We start from the raw sequence: 19,270 nt of genomic DNA on the forward strand, positions 1-19,270 counted from the left end.
CTCGCTCCTCGGTGGCAGTCATCGCAACCGACCTGCGCGGCCACCCGTCCTCTGTGGAGCGGATACCCCGCGCGCACGGACCGAAACACCACGTGACGGAACAGTCTGTCCTGGTGATCGGTGGACGGCTGTGGATCTACATTGGACTCACGGCGTCCAGCCAAGCGCGGCGGGCGACGGCGTGGGTGAACTCGCGGACGTGCAGGCCCGCTCGCAACCACGCGACGGGGAACGCATCGCCCGCGTCGCGCACCACACGGCCGAACGCGTCGCGCTCCCGGTCGCGGCAGGCCGCGGCCAGGTCCGCCAACAGGTCGGCGGTGGCGGTGAGCCCGTTGCCGGACAGGGAGTGCACCTCTCGCGACGCCGAAGAGGCGGCCACCACCGCCCGACCGCCGAGGGTCACCCGGTGCAGGACGTTCTCCAGTGGGCGCAACGGTGGCGGGACGCGGTCGGTGGGGGCGGGCCGTGGCGGCAGGTCGGCGGTGGACCGGCCTTCGACGTGCGACCGCTGCAACCGGTCCAGGCCCAGGTCCACGTGGTGGTGCAGGTCGGCGGGCAGGGCGAGGTCACCGGACACCGCCAGGGCGAGGGCCGTGCCCGGACGGTCGGGAACCAGGCGGGCCACCACGCGGAGCTCCAGCCCACCCGCTCGGGCGAGCACCCGGAGGTTCTCCCGGGCGCGTTCGCCCTCGCCGATCAGGTCCAGGTGGCCGGTGTCGGCGGCGAGGCGCAGCGCGTTGCCCGCCGGGCCCTGCACGGTTCCGGCCAGGAACAGCAGATCAGCACCCGCTGGACGGTGGGTGTCGGGGCGGGTGCCGGCCTCGAACGCGCGGGCCAGTTGGTCGCCGAGTGGTCGCGCCCACAGGTCCGTCAACGGCGAGGCGTCCCAGCCGGTCCCGGACGCCGCCACCGCGCGCACGGACTTCCCCGCGCCGAGGCGGTGGTCGGGCGAGGCCGTGCCGCCGGACAGCAGCAGGCCTCCCCTGCCCAGTCGGCGGTGGGTCAGGCCGGACTCGCCGATCGCGACCGGGCCGTCGGCGGCGGCGGTGATCCGTTCCGGTCCGCCGGGCATGATCGCCGGGACGGTCCACAGGACACCGGAGTCGTCCACCAGGTGGGTGACCACGCCGCCGTAGCCGGAGGTGGTGAGCACCGGTTCCGTGCACAGGCCGTAGAGGCGCAGGGCACCGATCGGGCGGTACTCGCGTCGGGCGGTGCCGCGCAGTTCGGTGGTGGCTTCGGTGGCGGTGCGCAGGTCGTGGCACAGCAGGAGGAGGTCCACCAGTTCGGCGGTGAGGGTCTCGCGGTCGAACGACGAGTCGCCGGTGCGCGCGGCGGTCAGCGCACTGGCGATGCGCAGGCCGCCGGCTGCCGCCCGGTGCAGGCCGGCGACCCGTGCGGTGTGCACGGCACGCAGGAGTTCCGCCCGCGCCACCGCGCCGCTGCCGGTGGCTCCGGCGCGGAGGACCGTCGTGCCCGCTTCCCAGAGGGACGTCGCGGCGGCGCGCTCGTTGGCGCGGACCCCGGTGGGAGGGTCGGACAGCGGGTCGGTGGTCGGGAGGGTCACGCCTGCGGCTGGTCTGCCGGCTGTTCCGGCGGTACCCGCGGAGTCGCCGCTGGTCGAGTTGGCGGCTGCGGGGGTGTCCGCTGTCGGTTCGCCTGCCGCGAGACCGTCTGTCGTCGAGTCGGGTGCTGCGGAGCCCGGTGCTGAGGAGTCCGGTGCTGCGGGATCCGGTGCTGTGAGGTCGGGTCCTGCGGGGTCGGCGATGGGTGCGGCTGCTGCGGCGATGCCTCGGTGCAGGCAGCGCGGTGCCAGCAGGCAACTGCACGTCAGGTCGTCGGCGGCGGTGAGCACGCCGCCGTGCAGCGTCCAGGTGAGCGCCGTGTCGGCGTCCAGCTCGGCGCGTGCCGTGCCGCCGTCGATCGTCACCTCCCAGGTTTCGGCGCGATCCAGGGATGCGTCGATGCGCTTGCGCAGTCTCGGCGGCAGGGCGTCGAGCACGTCGGCCACCACGGCGGGCGCCACCGGGGGCAGGGTCGTCCGCGTCATCCGCGCACCTTCTCCCCCACCCAGCGGGCCAGTTCCGGCGGGCTCAGCGCGGCCACCGGCATCCCGGCGGCCACCAGGGCGGACGCCACGGAGGTCGAGTAGCGCGCGGTCCCCCGGTCGTCCAGGCTCGCGCAGCCCAGCACGGTCACGCCCGCTGTCACCAGTTCGCGCACCTGTCCCACCAGCGACGCCACCGGGCCGCCTTCCTCGAAGTCGCTGACCAGCACGACCATCGTCCGTTCCGGCACGGTCACCAGGGTGCGGGCGTGGCGCAGCGCCCCCGCGATGTGCGTGCCGCCGCCGACCCGCACCTCCAACAGCAAAGACAGCGGGTCGGCCACCCGTTCGGTGAGGTCCACGACCTCCGTGGAGAACGCCAGGAAGTGCGTCGACAGCGACGGGACGCCGGCGAACACCGAGGCGGTCAGCGCGGACCAGACGGTGGAGGCCTCCATCGAGCCCGACACGTCGACCACCAGCACCAGCCGCCAGTCCGTCGCCCGGCGGCCCCGGGTCCGGAACACCGGGCGTTCCGGGACGACCACCACCCGACCGTCCGCGGCACGGCGAGCGGTGGCGAGGTTCGCCCGCAGCGTGCGGGGCAGGTCCAGCCGGCCGCCCGGCCTGCGGGTGGGAACGGGGAGCTGGATGCCGGTCAGCGCGGGGCGGATCCGGCTGGCCAGTTGCGCGGTCAGCTCGCGGACCAGCCGGTGCACCAGCGGCCTCAGCTTCGCCAGGGCCTGCTCCGACAGGCCGCCGGCGAGCGACAGCACGTTGCGCAGCAGTTCGACGGACGGCCGCACCGTGCCGGGATCGATCTCCAGCGCGGCCTCCAGTCGCCCGCCCTCGGCGGCAGCGGCCAGCACCTCTTCCCGGACGTGCTCGCCGAACAGTGCCCGCAGCTCGTCGGACCACTCCCGGACGTCGGGGAACGGCGAGGACAGGTCCGCGCCCAGACCGCCCGTGTCACCGGCTGCCGCGCCCTCGCCCCGGTCACGGCCGTACAGCTCGTCCAGCGCGGCGGCGTACCGGGCGCCACCCGCCGGGCGTTCCCCACGGGCGCCGAGCACCAGCCGCCACCTCACCGGAGCGGCGAGCGCGCCGGCGTCGTCCACTGTGGCGTCGGGCGACGGTTGGACGTGGTCTTCCGTCCGTGGCGGTGAGTCCTTTCGGGTGTCGCCCCTTTGTGCACTATCCACTGTGGACAACAGTGGTCGTGTCAGGCCGTGGGTGCGCAGCGCGTCCAGGGCGGTGTGTTCGGCGGCCAGCCACACCGCGAGGAGTTCCGGGTCCGGTGCGCCCACCACGTCCACCCGGTCACCCGTGCGTTGCTCGATCACGGCGAGCACGCGCGCCCGCGCGGCGGGGCCCACCGAGGTGAACGCGCCGCGGAGCGCGGGCAGGCGGTCCAGGAAGTCGCGGTCGGTGAGGCGTTCCACGCGGTCCAGCAGCGGGGCCAGTGCCTCGGTCGTCTCCAGCAGCGGGGTCGCCGCCGCCAGCACGCCGGTCAGGCCTCGCCGCAGCACGGTTCGCCGGTCCGGGGTGGTCGCGGTGTCGATCCAGGACGCGACCCGCTCGCCGAGTTCGCCCGGCGGTGCCAGACCGAGCAGCACGCGTGCCGCACCGGCCGCACCGGCGATCAGGGGCGCGCCGTTGTCGGCCAGTTCGCGCAGGGTGGCGGCCAGCCGCACGCCCGTGCCGTGGGCGTCGTGCCGCTGCCCCAGTTCCACCAACGCCTGGGCGTCCGCCGGGTCCTCGGAACCGGCCAGGCCGGACAGCTGCGCCACCGCCGCGGTCTCGAGTTCCCGCGCCAGCAGCGGGTGTCCGTCCAGCACGTCCGGGCCCGTACCCGGGACGTGGCCCGCGCGCAGCCGGTCCAGCAGGTCCAGGCCGGACAGCAGGTCACGCAGGGTGCCGGCGGACGGCAGCACGGTCCCCGCGTCGGCCAGCAGGTCGCCGACCAGTTCTGGCAGGCCGCACGCGGCCGCGTCGGCGAGGTCCGCCAGCACGTCGGCCGGCGTGTGCCCGCCCTCGCGCTCGCGTTCGGCCCGCCGTGCCCGGAGGCGCCCGTGGGCGGCCAGCGGCAGGGTCGCGCCCCAGAGGCCGGCCACCGGCAGGGTGGCGGCGGTGGCCGGGGTCCAGGTCACGGTCCAGCGGGTGGTCAGCGCGTCGCCGCCGCCCACGCCGGTCGTCGCGGTCTCCTCGCCGTAGGACACGCCCAGCACGGCCAGCCGGCGCAGCGTCAGCTCACGACGCGCGTCCAGCTCGGACCGCAGCGGGTCCAGGCGCAGGGCGGCCGGCTCGCGGGAGCCGGGGCCGGGTAGCCGCAGTTCGGCCAGCAGTGACTCCACCGCCGGGGCCAGGCCGGAACGCGGGGTGCCGGGGGCGAGCACGCCGGTGCGCCGCCCCACCAGGACGTCGCCGGCAGCGCGGGCCACGATCCGACCGCGCCCCAGCGGTTCGGCGTGGGTCAGCACGGTCTGGACGGCTTCGACGACCTCGCCCCGGCCGGGTGCGGGCAGGCCGCGCAGCCGGGCCAGGTCGACGGCCAGGCGCAGTGCCTCCCGCGCCTCGCCGGGACCGGCCGGGTGGCCCAGTTCCCTCACCCGTGCGCAGATCCGCACGATCACCGACGCGGCGGCGGCCTCCACGGCGGACGGGTCGCCCGCCGCCTCCAGCACGGCCTGCTGCCACTCCGGGTCGCGGATGCCCGCCGGGTAGCCGGAACGCTCGTCCAGCAAGGCGAACCCGTAGGGCACCAGGGACGTCACCACGTCGGAGCCGGCCGGGCGGTCGACCGGCGCGGTCGGGCCTTCGAGCAGCGCCGAGGCGTGGAAGGAGCCGATCACCGCCGCGCAGCGGCGGTCGCCGACGTCGGCGACCGCGTGCCGCATCCACTCCTCGCGGCGCAGGTCGAACGGGTCTACCCCGGAACCGGTCTCGGCGTCGCGGCGCAGGGCCCACCCGACCAGCAGCGCCGCGCGCCGCACCGCTTCGGCGGTCTGGCCGGGGGCCGTCGCCTCCACCAGGCGGTCCCACAGGTCCTCCCCGTCGCGGCCGGTGATCGCTTCGCGCAGGGCGTCGGCCAGCGGTGAGGAGCTGTCGCGGGACGGTTCGTAGCCCCCGCCGCGGGCGGCGAGCGGGAGGTCGCAGGGCCGGACCTCCACGCCGTTGCGGTACGCCCAGCGGATGGCCGCCAGTTCGGGCGAGAAGTCCGCGAACGGGTAGAAGGCAGGCCCTCCCCCGTCGCGGCGTGCGCCGGAGAGCGCCACCGGTGCGGTGAGGTCCGGCGCGGCCAGGTGCGGCAGCCAGCCGCCGAGCTCCTCGGGCAGCTCGACCAGCAGCACCTCGGGGTCGGCCGCCGCCAACAGGTCGGGCACCACGGCGGCGAGCGCGGGCGAGTGGTGGCGCACGCCAATCAGGAACGGCTCGCGGTGGCCGGCCAACCGGTCGGCCACCACGAGGTCCGCGTCGACCGGGTGCCCGAGCGGCCGGAGGTCGTCCGCGGTGTCCGGTTCAGGCATCGAGGACGTCCCGGAGTTCCCACAGCCTCCGCCAGGTGCGGGCGCCGGTCTCGGCGCGGCGGCGGACCGCACCGTCCCAGTAGCCGAGCAGCCTCGCCGCGTCGCTCGGGTCGTCCTTGCGGACCACGCCGAGCAGGTGGCCGGGCAGCAGGGACAGCGGGTCGCGGTCGCCGGGGAAGTAGGCGTCGGACAGGCCCAGCGCGGTGGCGACCGACACCGCTTCGGCGGTGCTCATCACGGTGGACGGCCGTTCCACCGCCCAGCCTTCCTGCGACACCCCGTTGCGCAGGTCCCGGAACGCGGTGACCAGGACCTCCAGCACCACGTCGTCCACCGCGAAGGACGCGTCGACGCGTTCCAGCGCGGCGGTGGCCTGCCGGCGGACCAGCGCGGTCTCCGCGGCCAGGTCGCCGATGGAGCCCACCGCTTCGAAGTTGAAGCGGCGCTTGAGGGCGGCCGACATCTCCGACACGCCCCGGTCGCGCAGGTTGGCCGTCGCGATCACGGTGAAGCCGGGTGCCGCGTGGACGGTCGCGCCGTCGGTGCCGGACAGCTCCGGCACGGCGATCCGGCGGTCGGAGAGGATGGACACCAGGGCGTCCTGCACCTCCGGCAGGCACCGGGTGACCTCTTCCACCCGGACCACGCCGCCGGTGCGCATGGCGGTGAGCACCGGGGACGGCACCAGGGCTCGCGGGCTGGGGCCTTCCGCCAGGAGCAGGGCGTAGTTCCAGCCGTAGCGGAGCTGGTCCTCCGTGGTGCCGGCGGTGCCCTGCACCACCAGTTGGCTGGTGCCGCAGACGGCGGCGGCCAGCAGTTCGGACAGCATGGACTTGGCGGTGCCGGGCTCGCCCACGAGCAGCAGACCCCGTTCACCGGCCAGCGTGACGACCGCGCGTTCCACCAGCGCCCGTTCCCCGACGAACTTGGGGCTGATCACCATGCGGTTCGGCAGGCCGTCGACCGGCTTCGGCAGGGCCAGCGCGTCGCCGCTGCCGGTGACGAACGTGACGGCGGCGCCCGGGGTGAGCCGCCACCCCGGCGGGCGGCGGCCCTCGTCGTAGGCGGCCAGGAACGCCAACTCCTCGGCGTGGGCGTCCTCGGCCGGGTCGACCTGGCGTGCGGCGGTCACCTGCGTCCTCCGGTCTTGAGTTCCTCGTAGGCGGGGGCGTCGCCGTCCTGCACCCGTTGCCAGGCACGGGCGAAGAGGTCGGCGACCGGTTCGCGGGGCGCGATCACCCCGACCGGCTGGGTGGTGAACCCGAACATGGGTGCCTTCCACGACTCCAGGGGCAGGTGCGGGCTCGCCAGCGCCAGCCAGCCACCGGGCAGGAACAGCGAACGGCCGGCGCGGGCGCGCTTGGCGGTGAGCACCAGGTCGGTCTCGGCCAGCGCGGCACGGGCCTTGCGCAGCCGGGCGGGTTTCCAGCCGGTCCAGCGGGCGACGTTCGCGTCCGTCGGGTCCGGCAGCGCGAGCAGTTGCAGGTACAGCAGCGCCGCGTCCTCGTCCAGGCCGAGCCTGCCGGCCGCCTCCGCCACCAGCGCCTGGTCCGGGACCTGGTGGTAGGCCGCCGGGTCGCCGGTCGCGGCCACCGCGCAGGCGGCGGTCAGGCCTTCGTCGGCCAACTCGTCCAGCGCCCGCTGGAGGTGCCAGGAGTGGGTGAGCTCCAACAGGGCGGTCAGCAGGTCGCGGTCCTGCGGGCCGATGAGGCCCGGACGGACGGCCACCCGGAAGAAGTCCGCGCGCGTGCCGATCACGTGCAGCCAGGTGCCCACGTCCACGACCGCGCCCTCCGCCGGCAGGTCCACGCCGAGCAGCCCGCGCAGGTCGTCGCGGCCCAGCCAGCCGCTCGGCTGGAGCACGAAGCCCGGGTCGGCCACGCGCTGCCTGGCCAGCGACAGCGCCGCCGGCAGGCTCGGGCGCAGCTCCGAACCCGCCGGGAGGCGGTAGGCCAGCCACCGCAGCACCTGCGGCACGGCCCGCAGCGCGGGCTCGGTGAAACCGTCGGGGTGGCGAACCGCCAGCGAGGTGCCGTCGAACCGCATCTCGGCGTCGGTGGTCAGCCACGCGGTGTGGTCGGGGTCGACCACACCGGTCACGTACTCGCCCGCGTCGGACAGCGGCAGCAGCTTCGCCGCGTCGACCAGCACCTCGTCCGGCACCGGGCGCCGGCGGCCCTGTTCGGCCACCCAGACGGCGGCGACGGCGTCCACGTCCGGGCCGGTGGTCCACAGGTCGGCCGGGTCCTCGGGCACGGCGGCGGCCAGCAGCCGGCGGCGGAACGCGTCGTCCAGCGGCCGGAGGCGTTGCTTGGCGGCCTTCGCGCCGGCGGCGGACAGGCCGAGCAGGTGGCGATCGGCGGTGCTCAGGTAGTTCGCGTCCCACCGGTCCACGCCGGGCATGCCGGCCAGCAGCACGGCCGCCTCGGCGGTGCCCAGGCCGGTGCGTTCCGACAGGGCGGTGACCGCCTCGGCGGACCACGGCACCGGGCCGCGTTCGGCGAGCACGGTCAGGAACCGGTCGACCCGGTCGCGGCCGAACGGCGCCCGCACGTCCTGCGCGAACTCGACGTGCCAGCCGCGCGGCAGGTCGAACGTGCCGGGGGTGCGGGTGAACTGCACGCCTTCATAGCGGTTGGTCACCCTGTGCCGCCACTGCTCCTTGAACACGGCGATGAACCCGTCGCGCACCGGGATCACCCGGTTCAACGGCTTCGCGTCACCTTCGGGCACGGCGAAGCCGACCACCCGCCAGTGGCCGGTGCCCTCCGCCAGGCCGCTCTCGCCCAGGCAGCGCAGCACCACCGCCAAGGTCCCCCGCCCGTTCTCCGGGACGAGCGGGGACGCCGCGCGGTACGCCAACGCGCCGAGGTGGGGCAGGGCCTTGAACCAGTCGGAGCTTCCGGACTCGGGCAGCGCACGGCCCTCCGGCTTCGGCTGCGCGGCGGTCTCGGCCAGGGCCGAGAGCAGTTCCGGCAGCGCCGTCCGGACCCCGGCCCCGGCGCGGCCGGAGCTCTGACCGCGGAACCAGCCGAGGGCCGACTCGACGTCCTCCTCGCTCACCACCGGGCCGGCCGGGGCGAACGCCGACTTGTCGACCTTCCGCGCTCCGGCGGCGATCTCGGCGTAGCCGGCGTAGTGCCGGGCCAGCTCGGCGGCGTGGCGGACCACCGCGAGCACGCCCGCGAGCAGCGCCGGGTCGGTGAGGCCGGGCAGTGCGACGGCCACCGTGGCGGCCAGGTCGTCGCGTTCGCCGCGGAGCAGCGCGGACAGCCGCTTGAGCCGGCTGCGCTTCTCCCCGTTCTCCGCGAGGGCGGCCGCGATCATCGCGTCCACGGACTTGCGGGTGACCGCGCGCAGCGCGGCGGAACCGGCCTCGTCGCGGGGCCGCAGCACGTGCCACCACTCCACGGGCACGACCAACGGCGTGCCGGCGGCGTGCTCCGGGTGCGTGCTGCCCACCGAGACCATGCCCAGCGTGGTGCCGTTCTCGTCCAGCACCGACACGGAGTTGCTGTTCCGGCTCACCGTCAGCCGCGCGCCACCGGGCAGGGCCAGCACGCCCACCGGGCAGCGGTTGCTCCTGGGCAGCCGCACCCGGCGGCCGTCCACGCCCTCGCCGAGCCAGGAGCCGTCCGCCTCGCGGCGCAGCCGCCAGCCGTGCAGGCCGTCCGCGACGCCGAACGGGCTCGCCGCGGTCGCCGGGACGGCGGGCCGCAGGTCGCTGCCGTCGAGGCTGAGCGCCGCACCGTCCGCGGCGAAGTCCTCCAGGAACCGGGGCAGGCTGGTCCGACCCGTCTCGCCGGTCGCGGGGTCGACCTCGACCCAGCGCCAGCCCTGGTCCAGGTACAGGCTGGTCCACAGGGAGGTGCCGTCGCCGAACGCCGCGTGCCCCTCGGGCACCTGGGTGTCGCCGGGGTGCACCGCGCGCCGGCCCCCGAACCGCGCTCCGTCGGTCAGGGCGATCGACGGCCGCACGCCGTCGCGCCGGTGGTAGGACTGGATGCCGCTCTGCGGGGCGAACACGCGGTCCGGCGCGTCGCTCCAGTACGCCAGCTCGTGGTCCGGGCCCGGCCACCGCACCAGCAGCCTGCCGTCGAACCACCACGCGGTCGGTTCGAAGCCCCACTGCCCGCGGGCGTCCATCGGGATCCGGGAGACGTGCCGGGCGAGCACGCCGTCCGGGCCGACCACCACGAACGTCTCGCCGCGCCGCAGCACCAGGGCGGGCCAGCCCTCGCCGCACACCACCACCTTCTCGTCGGAGGCCTTGCCCTCCGCCAGCTCGGCGACCGCCTCGTCCAGCGCGGGCCAACCCAGCTCGTCCAGCAGGCCGGCGCGCAGCGTGGCGTGCAGGGCGGCGCCGACGTCGGTCGCGGCGATCGCCTCGGCCGCCTCCGGGACGTCCGCGAACGCCTCGGGCAGCCGCACCACGGCAAGCGCGGCCAGCTGGTCCGACAGCTCGGGCAGCCCGGCGAGGTCGCGGGCGGCGCGGCGGCTGATCCACTGCCGCAACGCGATCCGCAGCCCCGGCACGGACATGAACCCGGTCAGCGTGTCGACCGTGATGTCCCTCCGGCGGGCGAGGTTGTTGGCGTAGTCGATCAAACCCTTGGCCAGCGGGCGGCCGAGCAGCTCCGACTCGGCGAGCGCGGTCAGGTCGCGCCGGCCCTCGCCCTCGTCGGCCAGCCAGTCGGCCACGTTGAGCATGAAGCCGTCCCGGTAGTGGGGCACCAGTGGCACGCCGTGGGAGACCAGCACGTCGAGCAGGTCCAGCTCGCCCTGCCGCCAGCCGATCAGCGCGCGCACCGGTACGGCGTCGGCGGCCAGCCGCGGCGCCATCGCCTCGGCCAGTTCCAGCAGCGCCCGCGACCGCTGCACCGTCCGCCAGCCGCCGCTGCGGACCGAGACCACCGACGACAGCCACTCGGCGGCGTCGACGGCACCACCCGGCTCGACCAGCGCACGGCTCGCTCCGCACGCGTCGAGGATCTCGAACCAGGTGTCCAGGACCGACGCCGATGCGGGCAGGAACGCCAGCAGGCGCGCGCGCACCTCGTCGTCCCGGGTGGCCAGCGCCACCAGTGCGTCCCGGTAGGACTTCCAGAACGCGACACCGGCACGGCTGATCGCGGAGCTGTCCAGGACCGCCCGCAGCAGCCGCTCGTCCTCGGCCTTGACGTTCCGCTTGGCGGCCTTCGCCAGCCGCCGCAGGTCCTCCGGCATCCCGGTGTACGGGGGCAGGCCACCGCGCGTGCGCTCCACGCACAGCGTCACGAACAGCTCGTAGGCGGCCTCCGGCTCGTGCTTGCGAGCCAGGCCCTTCGAGTGCGCGGACAGCGCCTTCGCGGTCAGCGCACCGGCGAACGCGAACTCCAGGAACACCTCGCGGGTCCGCTCCGAGTCGACCGCGAGGTCGTGCACCTCCTCCGCCTCGCGCGCCTTGCCGAACATGCTCGCGGCGTAGGTGGTGTTGCCGTGCTGGAGGAAGATCCGGCCCGCCTGCTCGTAGAACGTGGGCAGGAAGTGCGGCGCGGACCGGCCCAGCATGTCGCCCAGGGCGGTGAAGCCGTCCTTGGCCGCGCCCGCCCGCGACTTGGCCGTGCGGGCGAGCCGTTCGACGTCCTTGACCAGGTTGAGCGCGTGGTGGGCGTTGGCCGGGTCGTTGATCAGCGCCCAGGCCGGGAAGCCGAGGGCGCTGCGCCGCCCGGTGCCCACCTCGGCGGTCCGCGCGGGCCCGCCGAACCCGAGGTACTCGCAGGTCAGGTCCTCGGCCCGGCCCAGCACGGCGGGCACCAGCCGCACCACGACCCGGCCTTCCAGACCGGGGTGCGCGTAGTGCCGGGCGGTGATCGTGTCGCGGTCCTCGCCGGCGGCGGCCGTGCCGGGCAGCACCGCGCCGGCGGAGATCAGGGCTTTCTCGGACTCGCTCACCGGGCCACCGCTTCCTCTACGACGCGCCCGGCGTGGATCGCCGAGGCCATGCGCATCCCCTCGGACCACGCGACCGGTCCGACGTCGGACAGGGGCAGCGCGGTTCCGTCCTCCGCGGTCCACCGCAGCTCGCCGGTCCAGGTCTCGCCCTCGGGGTAGTCCGAGCCGAGCCAGAACCGCGCCTCCACCACCCGGCCGGCCTCGAACGCGGAGTACACCGCGTCGCCGCCGCGCACCGGGTAGCCCAGCGTGCGGCACCGCCCGAGCGCGTGGTTGAGCTGCTCGAACCGGCCGCCGGAGAACTCGTCCACCGAGGACTTCCCGGCCGGGTGCGGCCGGCGGTCGAACGTCTGCCGGAACAGCTGCTGCACCTTCTGCTCGACGCCCAGCTCCGCGCCGAACTCGCGCAGCTCCGCCAACTCCTCCAGGAGCACCGGGTGCGGGATCGACACGACCTCGGGGCGCAGCCGGACGGTGTCACCGTCCACAGTGACCACACCCAGGCCGCGCTCGGCGTCCGCGTCCCGCAGGAAGCCGACCTCGCCGTCCGCCACGACCACCAGGTCGCGCAACGCACCCGCCCACGCCTCGTCCGCCCAGACCTCGACGACCAACGACGTCGGCACCGGCAGCGAGCGCACCATCCAGCCGTCCACGGCGGACAGACACTCCGCCTCGTGCCGTGCCAGCCACTCCGACAACTGGCGCAGCTGCACGACTTGCGGATCGTCCTTGATGGACGCGGGCACGGAGGACAGCTCCTTGCCCTTGTTGTTGCGGGCCTGGACGCGCCCACGTTCGCCAAGCCGCACCTGGTAGCCGGAAGCGGCGTCCAGCCAGCCCACGGTTCCTCCCGGAAGTCGTTCTGGAAACTCGATTGGCGGGAGGTTAACTACGAGCACCGACAAAAACCGTGGACCAGCGGTTTCGCAACCCTGCCGTGATCAACGGTCCGGAGTCCGAACGCGACTGTCCGCTGCCCCGCGCCCGGCGCGGGACCTAGTCGGGCCGGGTGCCGCGGTAGCGGTCGCGCAGCAGCACGACGTGCTCGCGCAGGACCTCCAGCGGCATCCCGCCGGCCCACGCCGCTGGTTCGGCCGCGCACTCGTCCACCATCGCGAGCAGCCGGCCGAACTCCTCCTCGCACGTGTCCGAGCCGTTCTCCCACAGCGTGGTGACCAGGGCGAGCTGCGCGCTGACCGACTCCGCGTCCGGGCGGCCGAGCAGCTGCCCGCGCAGTCGGATCACCTCGCGGTAGCTGTCGCCGTCCCGGCCGCCGAGACCGACCTGCGTCTTGAGCTGCGCCACGTCGTGCAGGCAGGCGATGGTCAGCGGGTCCTTCTCCCCCAGTCGTTCCCGGCAGCCGTCGGCGAGCGCGGCGAACTCGTCCAGCACCACCAGCGTCGGGTGCTGCTCCCACTTCAGCCAGGCGAGCTCCCGGCGGATCGCGACCACCTCGGGGTGCCAGCGGCCGAGGTGGTGGCGGCGCACCTCGGCGGCGGCCTCGAACTGGCCCGCCGACCGGGAGTACGCGCCGGTGAGCCGGGCGAAGCGGGCCAGCTGGCAGGTGAGCTTGCTGGCCATCAGCTCCCACGCCAGCGGACGGCGCAGCGCGCCCGCCTCCTCGGCCACCCACGCCACGGTGTGCTCGCAGTGCGGGCTGAGTACCGCCCAGCAGGCCAGCTCCGCCGCCGTGGTGAAGGTCAGCCCAGAGGTGAAGCCGTCCAGCACGGACAGGCACAGCGCCAGGTAGCCGGGCAGGTCGTCGCGCACGTCGTCCTGGTGCCGGTTGGCCTCCCGGATCACCGGGTGCAGCCACACGCACTCCAGGGTCGCGGTCTCCGAGCGCGGGTCCACGAACTCGGCGCGTTCGACCAGGCTGAGGTTGACCAGACCGGCGACGGTCGCCTCCACGTCCCGCGCGGTGATGCCCCGGAACAGAGGTGTCTCGGCGAGCACGCGGGCGTCCAGCAGGAAGCACGGGATGGCGGCGGACGCGAGGCAGGACAGCCAGCGCAGCAGCCGTCGCGCCCAGTGCAGGCCGCGGTCCTCGAGCAGGTCCAGGGACAGCTCCCAGGTCCGGTTGAGCAGCCGCCGCTCGTCGGCCTCCGCGCCGAGCCGGTGCAGCCGGTCGATCTCCGGGAACCGGTCCCGGAACACGCGTTCGTACTCGACGTAGTTGCGCGGCCGGTCCAGGCCCGGTACCTCGGGGACCTCCTGCGCGGCGGTCAGGTAGCGGCCCGCCAGGTGCAGCGCGAGCGGCATGTGGCCGAGCCGGGCGGCCAGGTCGCGGGCCTGGGCGGACGAGCCCGCGGCGGGCGAGCCGGCGTTGAGCAGCTCCGCCGAGGCGGCCGGGTGCAGCGGCCGGATCTCGTGCCGGACCGCGGTCGGGCCCCACGCCTCGCGGGACTTGTCCCTGGTGGTGACCACGATCGTGCCGCACGAGCGGCGCAGTGCGCGGATCCAGCCGGTGCCGTCGCCGAACGGGCCCTGCGCCTCCAGCAGCCGCACGTCGTCGGCGTTGTCGATGATCAGCAGCCACGGTCCGGGCGCGGCCTCCAGCGTCCGGTTGAGCAGGTCCGGCGCGGACCGACCGCCCGACCAGGCCCGCAACACCTCCTCCAGGTCGGCGCCGGCGTCCAGGGCGACCTCCCGCAGCCCCGCCACCAGCCCCGGTCCGGTGGACGCGTCCACCCACCAGACGCGGAAGTCCGGGTCACGCCGCCACAGCCGCCGGGTCACGCCGAGCGCGATCGCGGTCTTGCCGTAGCCGCCCGCGCCGTGCAGCACGATGAGCGCGCCGTCCGCCCTGGTCGCGGACGCGGTGAGGTCGGCCAGGACGGCGTCGCGGCCGTACAGCCCGGAGGTCAGCCTGCCGATCGGCGGCTTGATCGACACCAGGCCCGGCTGCGGCTCGCCGTTCGGCGCGGTGCCGATCGACAGGCCGCCGTAGACGTTGCCCACCTGGAGCAGGGCGTGCGCGTTCCCGCCGGCCAAGGAGTTCGCCACCGAAGGACCGCCACCCGAATCTTCCACTACCACCCGATGTTCTCCTGCGGGCGCCGAAGCAATGGGGGACAAACGAGGAATGGACCCTGATCAAAGGGCATCCTAAGGCAGCACCGGCGCTCGGCCGATACCCCGCGGGAAAGGGAAATAAGGTAACTTCCGCAACATTGCGGAACCACCCGGTCGACACCGGGACCGATTCGGTGGTCTACGCACCTCACCGCCGTGAACAACGGGCGGAGCGGTGCCGTCGGCAGACGACAATCACCCGGCGAGACCACTCGAATGAGTGAACTGACATCGCTCGCAGATCAAGCGGGCGGCACTTCCGGCGGTCGGCAGACGGACGCACCGACGTGATCGAGGGGTGCATATCCGTGGTTCCCGCCGCCTCGCCGCACCACCGACACGGCCGACACCTGGGGAAATCCCCCTCACCGGGAAACGCATGTGCAGCCGCACACCCGGATGCACGTTCGCCGGCCGGACAGAATGATCTTGACCGGTTTATTCTGGAATTTGATGTGGAGACTCCACATAGGTCAGTCTGCGCGCCATGACGAACGCACCGCCGGCGCACGGCGCCTGGGCGGAACCGGCGAACCCGGCGACCCTGCCCGAGCCGCTGCGCGGACTGCGCGCTTATCTGCCCGACCCGATGCCGGTCGACCCCCACCTGCCCACCCGCACGCACCGGAACCTGGCCGAGACCGAGCACGCGCTCGGCAGCCTGAACGAGAGCGCGGAACGGGTGGCCGACCGGTCGATGCTGGTGCTCAGCGGCCAGATCCGCGACGCCCGCAGCTCCGGCGCGATGGCCGGCGAGAACGCGGACCTGGTGGAGGCGCTGATGTTCCAGCTGTTGTCGGTGCGTGCGGCGGGCGACGGCACGGCGATGGCCGAACTGCTCGACGAACACCCGATCGGCAGGTTCATCCTGGCCTCCGCCCACGGCTCCGCGCGGCTGGCCGCCGGGGCGCCGATCGGACCCGCCCTGCTGGGCGAGATCAGCGCCATCCTCACCAGGTCCGACCCGCGCGACCTGGACACGGGTCTGCGGCAGCACCAGGGCTGGTTCGGCGGGCGGACCGTGCGGGACGCGTACCTGCTGACCGTCCCACCCGGCGAGCCGCTGCGCGCGGCGCTCGCCGAGTGGTCGGCCGGGATCCGCGCGGACGGCCCGCTGTCCCGGGTCGCCCGGATCGCGCTCGCCCACCTGCACCTGGAGCTGATCCAGCCCTACCCGGAGGCGAACGGCCACGTGGCCAGGCTGTTCAGCTCGCTGGAGATGGTGCGCACCGGCCTGCTCCGCGACCAGATCCTGCCGATGTCGTGCTGGCTGGACACCCACTACCGCGAGTACCACGAGCGCATCCGGGCCGTGGTGCACGGCGGTCCGCTCCACGAGTGGATCGACTTCTTCGCCACGGGCCTGCGGCGGACCGCACTGGCGCAGGTCGGGCTGATCGGCGAGCTGGACGCGCTGCGCCGGTCGCACCTGGCGCTCGCGCCGCGCCCGCCGAGCCTGCACCGGGTCGCCGGCGACCTGGTGACGTCCCCGATGCTGACCCACCGGACGCTGGTCGACCGGTACGGGATCACCGTCAAGACGGCCACCCACGTCACCCGGCAGCTGGTCGACCTCGGCATCCTCACCAGCCTGGAGGACCGCGTCTACAACAAGGTCTTCGTCTGCCGGCCGGTGATCCGGTTGCTCACCACCGAACGGCCCGTGGCCGAGTCCGCCCGCGACGACGACGCGTTCTGACCCGTCACCGTTCCGGCAGGCCGGCGCGTAATCGGCGCACCCGGTCCGCCGCCGCGTCGTCCACGTCGACCAGCAGGCTCAGCGCCTCATCCAGCCGGCGCAGCGCGACGCCGTGCTCGCCGAGCCGCCACAACGCCCGTCCCAGGTCCTCCAGCACGTCGGCGCGTTCGACCGGCGAGGAGTCGGGCAGGTCGTCGTAGAGCCGCATCGCCTGGTCCAGCCGCTCCGCCGCCGCGTTGGGCCGGCCGGAGGCCAGCAGGGTCACCCCGGTCGCCGCCAGCGCCCGCGCCCGGCCGTGGCGGTCGCCCCGTTCCAGGTAGTCCGCCGACAGCTCGCGGTAGCAGTCCAGCGCGAAGTGCAGGTGGCCGGAGCGGTGGTAGATCCCGGCCCGCCGCCAGAGCGCCGCCGCGATGCCGTCCGGCGCGCCGATGCGGCGGCGGGTCCTGGACTCCCGGATGCCGTGCTGCTCGGCGGTGACGAAGTCGCCCGCGTCGGCGAACCACCGCGCGCTCGCCGCCAGCAGACCGGCCAGCGCCTCGGGCCTCCGGGCCTCGATCGCCGCCTCGGTGCTCCACCACGACAGCTCGCTGCCCCACGCCGGTCCGGCGTCGCCGGGCGGCAGCGACCACACCCGCGCGGCCAGCGCCACGGCCAGTGCGTAGCAGCCCGCCCTGGTGTTCGCCCGCACGGCGGCGGTGAGCAGCGGGCGGTGGCGGGCCAGCCAGGCGGACGCCTGGCTCCGGTCGGCGAACTCGACGGCCGGCAGCACCACGCCCGCCACCTCGTAGTCGAACTCCGCCCGCTCGACACCGGCCAGTGCCGCGCAGGTGTCCAGGGCGACCAGGAGGTCCTCACCGATGCGCCGGGCCACGACGGCGTTCCGGAAGGGTGCGGTGTCCGGTGCGGGGCGCAGCGCGAACCGGCCGTCGCCGGCGGGGACCAGCCGGGCGGGGCCGTCGTCCAGCGGAACGCCGACCAGGTCGGCCAGCACCTCGTCCACCGACCAGAGGTCCACGTCCGCGCCGACCGCGAGGACCCGGGTGGGGAGTTCGTCGGCCTCCAGCACGCGGAAGCTGTGCAGCAGATCGATGCGGATCGAGGGACTGCCCGACGTTTGGCTCACCCGCAACAACTCCTCAGCCGCCCCCGTGTCCCTCCCGTCATCGGATCCCGCCCGCCCTGATCATGCAGTCTTCCGGCGGCCCGTGGTGAGCCGATCCGGTGGTGCCCGCGCCGGGGTCATCCTGACCAGCGGTTCCGGGTCGGCGCGGTCGGGCGGGGCTCGACAACTTCAGCCATACGGGCTACCGCTTCCGGGGGACGGATCGGGACGGGTACCGCTGAACGGGCCAGGAAGCGACAGGCCGTTCGGCCGCCCTTCCGGGTGCCGCAGCCCACCGGGTCGGGTTCGCCTCGACTTCCTGGACGCGATCTGGCTGGGCCTGCCACTTCGGCCCCAGCGCCACCGGCTCAGGCCACGCGCCCCATTCCTCCAGCAGTCCCGCGACCTCCGACACGAACCGGGGCGGGAGTTCGGTCGATCTCACCGCCGCGTCGACCCGTCCGGCGTCGGTCTCGGGAGTGGTCAGGACCTCGCGGTCAGCGCTTTCCGCCTCCGACTCCCGGTACCCACGCGGAGATCGCTTCCGTGAGCGACATCACCAGGGTGAGCGAGAGGACGGCGGCGATGGATCTGGCACGGCTGGACCGGCGCGCGCCGTGGAAACGGCGTGGCATCGGGTGTTCCCCCCAGGTTGTGGCCCCGCCGGCCGGGTCGGGAAACCGAGCGGGGCTCTGTTCCGCTCACCCTGGCAGCGCTCCGCCGGGGCCGGCAGTACTCCATAAGACCGACCCCGGCACGTACGGTGGACACCGAGAGTGTCGTCGGCGGCGAGGAGCAAGAACCCATGTCGGAGCGGTCCCGGACCAAGAGCGGTCGCGTCCTGCGCACCGAGCAGCTCGCGCCCCACATGATCAGGGTCGTCCTCGGCGGCGAGGGGCTGGCCGGGTTCGCGGTGGGCCCGTTCACCGACAGCTACGTGAAGCTCCAGTTCCCGCAGGACGGCGCGGCCTACCCGGAGCCGTTCGACCTGGCGGCGATCCGCGAGTCGCTGCCCCGCGACCAGTGGCCACGCACCCGCACGTACACGGTGCGCCGCTGGGACGCCGAGGCCGGCGAGCTGTGGATCGACTTCGTCGTCCACGGCGACTCCGGTCTGGCGGGTCCGTGGGCCGCCAAGGCCCAGCCGGGCGACGTGCTGCACTTCGCCGGTCCGGGCGGCGGCTACGCCCCGGACCCGACCGCCGACTGGTACCTGCTGGCCGGCGACGAGAGCGCGTGGCCCGCGATCGCGGCGGCGCTGGACGCACTGCCCGCCGGGGCCGTCGCGAAGGTCTTCGCCGAGGTGGACGGTCCCGACGACGAGCAGGACGCGCCGTTCGACGTGGTCTGGGTGCACCGCGACGGCCGGCCGCGCGGCGAGGCCGTGGTGGCGGCGGTGCGCGCGCTGGACTTCCCGCCGGGGCGCGTGCACGCGTTCGTGCACGGTGAGGCCGCCATGGTCAAGGACCTGCGCGGCTACCTGCGGGTGGAGCGGGCGGTGCCGCGCGAGCAGCTCTCCATCTCGGGCTACTGGCGGCTGGGCAAGGACGAGGACGGTTGGCAGTCCACCAAGTCGGACTGGAACCGCCAGGTCGAACAGGAACAGGAGCGGCAGGCGTGAGCGACGCGGTCAAGGGTCCGGCGAGCTACTTCCCGTCCATCGAGGAGAAGTACGGCCGGCCGATCCCGGAGTGGCAGGACCTCATCCGGTCGTCGCCGCTGACCAAGCACATGGACCTGGTGTCCTGGCTGAAGACCGAACACGGCCTGGGCCACGGGCACGCCAACGCCCTGGTGGCCCACACCCTGGCCGAGGGCGCGAACTGAGCGCTGTCCGTGCGCCAGGACGACCAGGCCGCGCAGACCCGTCGACCCGCGCC

General features: G+C 74.5%; 10 protein-coding genes. 3 read left to right on the top strand and 7 right to left on the bottom strand.

Features of this window, described 5'->3' with window-relative positions; translation table 11 throughout:
• Positions 1 to 136: 136 nt before the first annotated feature.
• The 6 genes from FHS29_RS00930 to FHS29_RS00955 all read right to left on the bottom strand — a co-directional run bounded on the left by FHS29_RS00930 (position 137) and on the right by FHS29_RS00955 (position 14,520).
• Positions 137 to 2,053, bottom strand: coding sequence for a hypothetical protein (locus FHS29_RS00930; RefSeq protein ID WP_184687307.1), 1,917 nt, complete (start codon positions 2,051 to 2,053; stop codon positions 137 to 139).
• Positions 2,050 to 5,577, bottom strand: a complete 3,528-nt coding sequence (locus FHS29_RS00935) for a DUF5682 family protein (protein ID WP_184687309.1) — start codon at positions 5,575 to 5,577, stop codon at positions 2,050 to 2,052. Before FHS29_RS00935 ends, FHS29_RS00930 begins: the two co-directional genes overlap by 4 nt.
• Entirely contained in the window at positions 5,570 to 6,709 is a 1,140-nt protein-coding gene (locus FHS29_RS00940; RefSeq protein ID WP_184687310.1) for an ATP-binding protein, read from the bottom strand. Before FHS29_RS00940 ends, FHS29_RS00935 begins: the two co-directional genes overlap by 8 nt.
• Positions 6,706 to 11,511, bottom strand: a complete 4,806-nt coding sequence (locus FHS29_RS00945) for a hypothetical protein (RefSeq protein ID WP_184687312.1) — start codon at positions 11,509 to 11,511, stop codon at positions 6,706 to 6,708. The genes FHS29_RS00940 and FHS29_RS00945 overlap by 4 nt, the downstream gene beginning before the upstream one ends.
• Entirely contained in the window at positions 11,508 to 12,356 is an 849-nt protein-coding gene (locus FHS29_RS00950) for a DUF4132 domain-containing protein (RefSeq protein ID WP_184687313.1), read from the bottom strand. The genes FHS29_RS00945 and FHS29_RS00950 overlap by 4 nt, the downstream gene beginning before the upstream one ends.
• A 154-nt stretch (positions 12,357 to 12,510) precedes the next feature.
• A complete protein-coding gene (locus FHS29_RS00955; RefSeq protein WP_184687315.1) occupies positions 12,511 to 14,520 on the bottom strand; it encodes a tetratricopeptide repeat-containing protein in 2,010 nt (669 codons plus the stop codon).
• A gap of 556 nt (positions 14,521 to 15,076) precedes the next feature.
• On the opposite strand from FHS29_RS00955, the gene FHS29_RS00960 reads away from it, so the two are divergent.
• On the top strand, positions 15,077 to 16,288 hold the full coding sequence (locus tag FHS29_RS00960; RefSeq protein WP_184687316.1) for a Fic family protein: 1,212 nt from the start codon (positions 15,077 to 15,079) through the stop codon (positions 16,286 to 16,288).
• Positions 16,289 to 16,292: 4 nt separating this feature from the next.
• On the opposite strand, the gene FHS29_RS00965 is transcribed toward FHS29_RS00960, so the two are convergent.
• A complete protein-coding gene (locus tag FHS29_RS00965) occupies positions 16,293 to 17,411 on the bottom strand; it encodes a tetratricopeptide repeat protein (protein WP_184687318.1) in 1,119 nt (372 codons plus the stop codon).
• A 784-nt stretch (positions 17,412 to 18,195) separates the two neighbouring features.
• On the opposite strand from FHS29_RS00965, the gene FHS29_RS00970 reads away from it, so the two are divergent.
• Both FHS29_RS00970 and FHS29_RS00975 read left to right on the top strand, forming a co-directional pair.
• Positions 18,196 to 19,011 (top strand): siderophore-interacting protein, encoded by an 816-nt coding sequence (locus FHS29_RS00970; RefSeq protein ID WP_184687319.1) that lies wholly within the window; start codon positions 18,196 to 18,198, stop codon positions 19,009 to 19,011.
• Positions 19,008 to 19,217 (top strand): DUF4287 domain-containing protein, encoded by a 210-nt coding sequence (locus FHS29_RS00975; protein WP_184687321.1) that lies wholly within the window; start codon positions 19,008 to 19,010, stop codon positions 19,215 to 19,217. The genes FHS29_RS00970 and FHS29_RS00975 overlap by 4 nt, the downstream gene beginning before the upstream one ends.
• Positions 19,218 to 19,270: the final 53 nt, after the last annotated feature.

The sequence above is a fragment of the Saccharothrix tamanrassetensis genome (assembly GCF_014203665.1).
GTDB classification, from domain to species: Bacteria; Actinomycetota; Actinomycetes; order Mycobacteriales; family Pseudonocardiaceae; genus Actinosynnema; species Actinosynnema tamanrassetense.

Bases quoted from the DNA above. Each gene is read 5' to 3' on its own strand.
- FHS29_RS00930 (WP_184687307.1), bottom strand. From the start codon at position 2,053: ATGACGCGGACGACCCTGCCCCCGGTGGCGCCCGCCGTGGTGGCCGAC.
- FHS29_RS00935 (WP_184687309.1), bottom strand. From the start codon at position 5,577: ATGCCTGAACCGGACACCGCGGACGACCTCCGGCCGCTCGGGCACCCG.
- FHS29_RS00960 (WP_184687316.1), top strand. From the start codon at position 15,077: ATGACGAACGCACCGCCGGCGCACGGCGCCTGGGCGGAACCGGCGAAC.
- FHS29_RS00970 (WP_184687319.1), top strand. From the start codon at position 18,196: ATGTCGGAGCGGTCCCGGACCAAGAGCGGTCGCGTCCTGCGCACCGAG.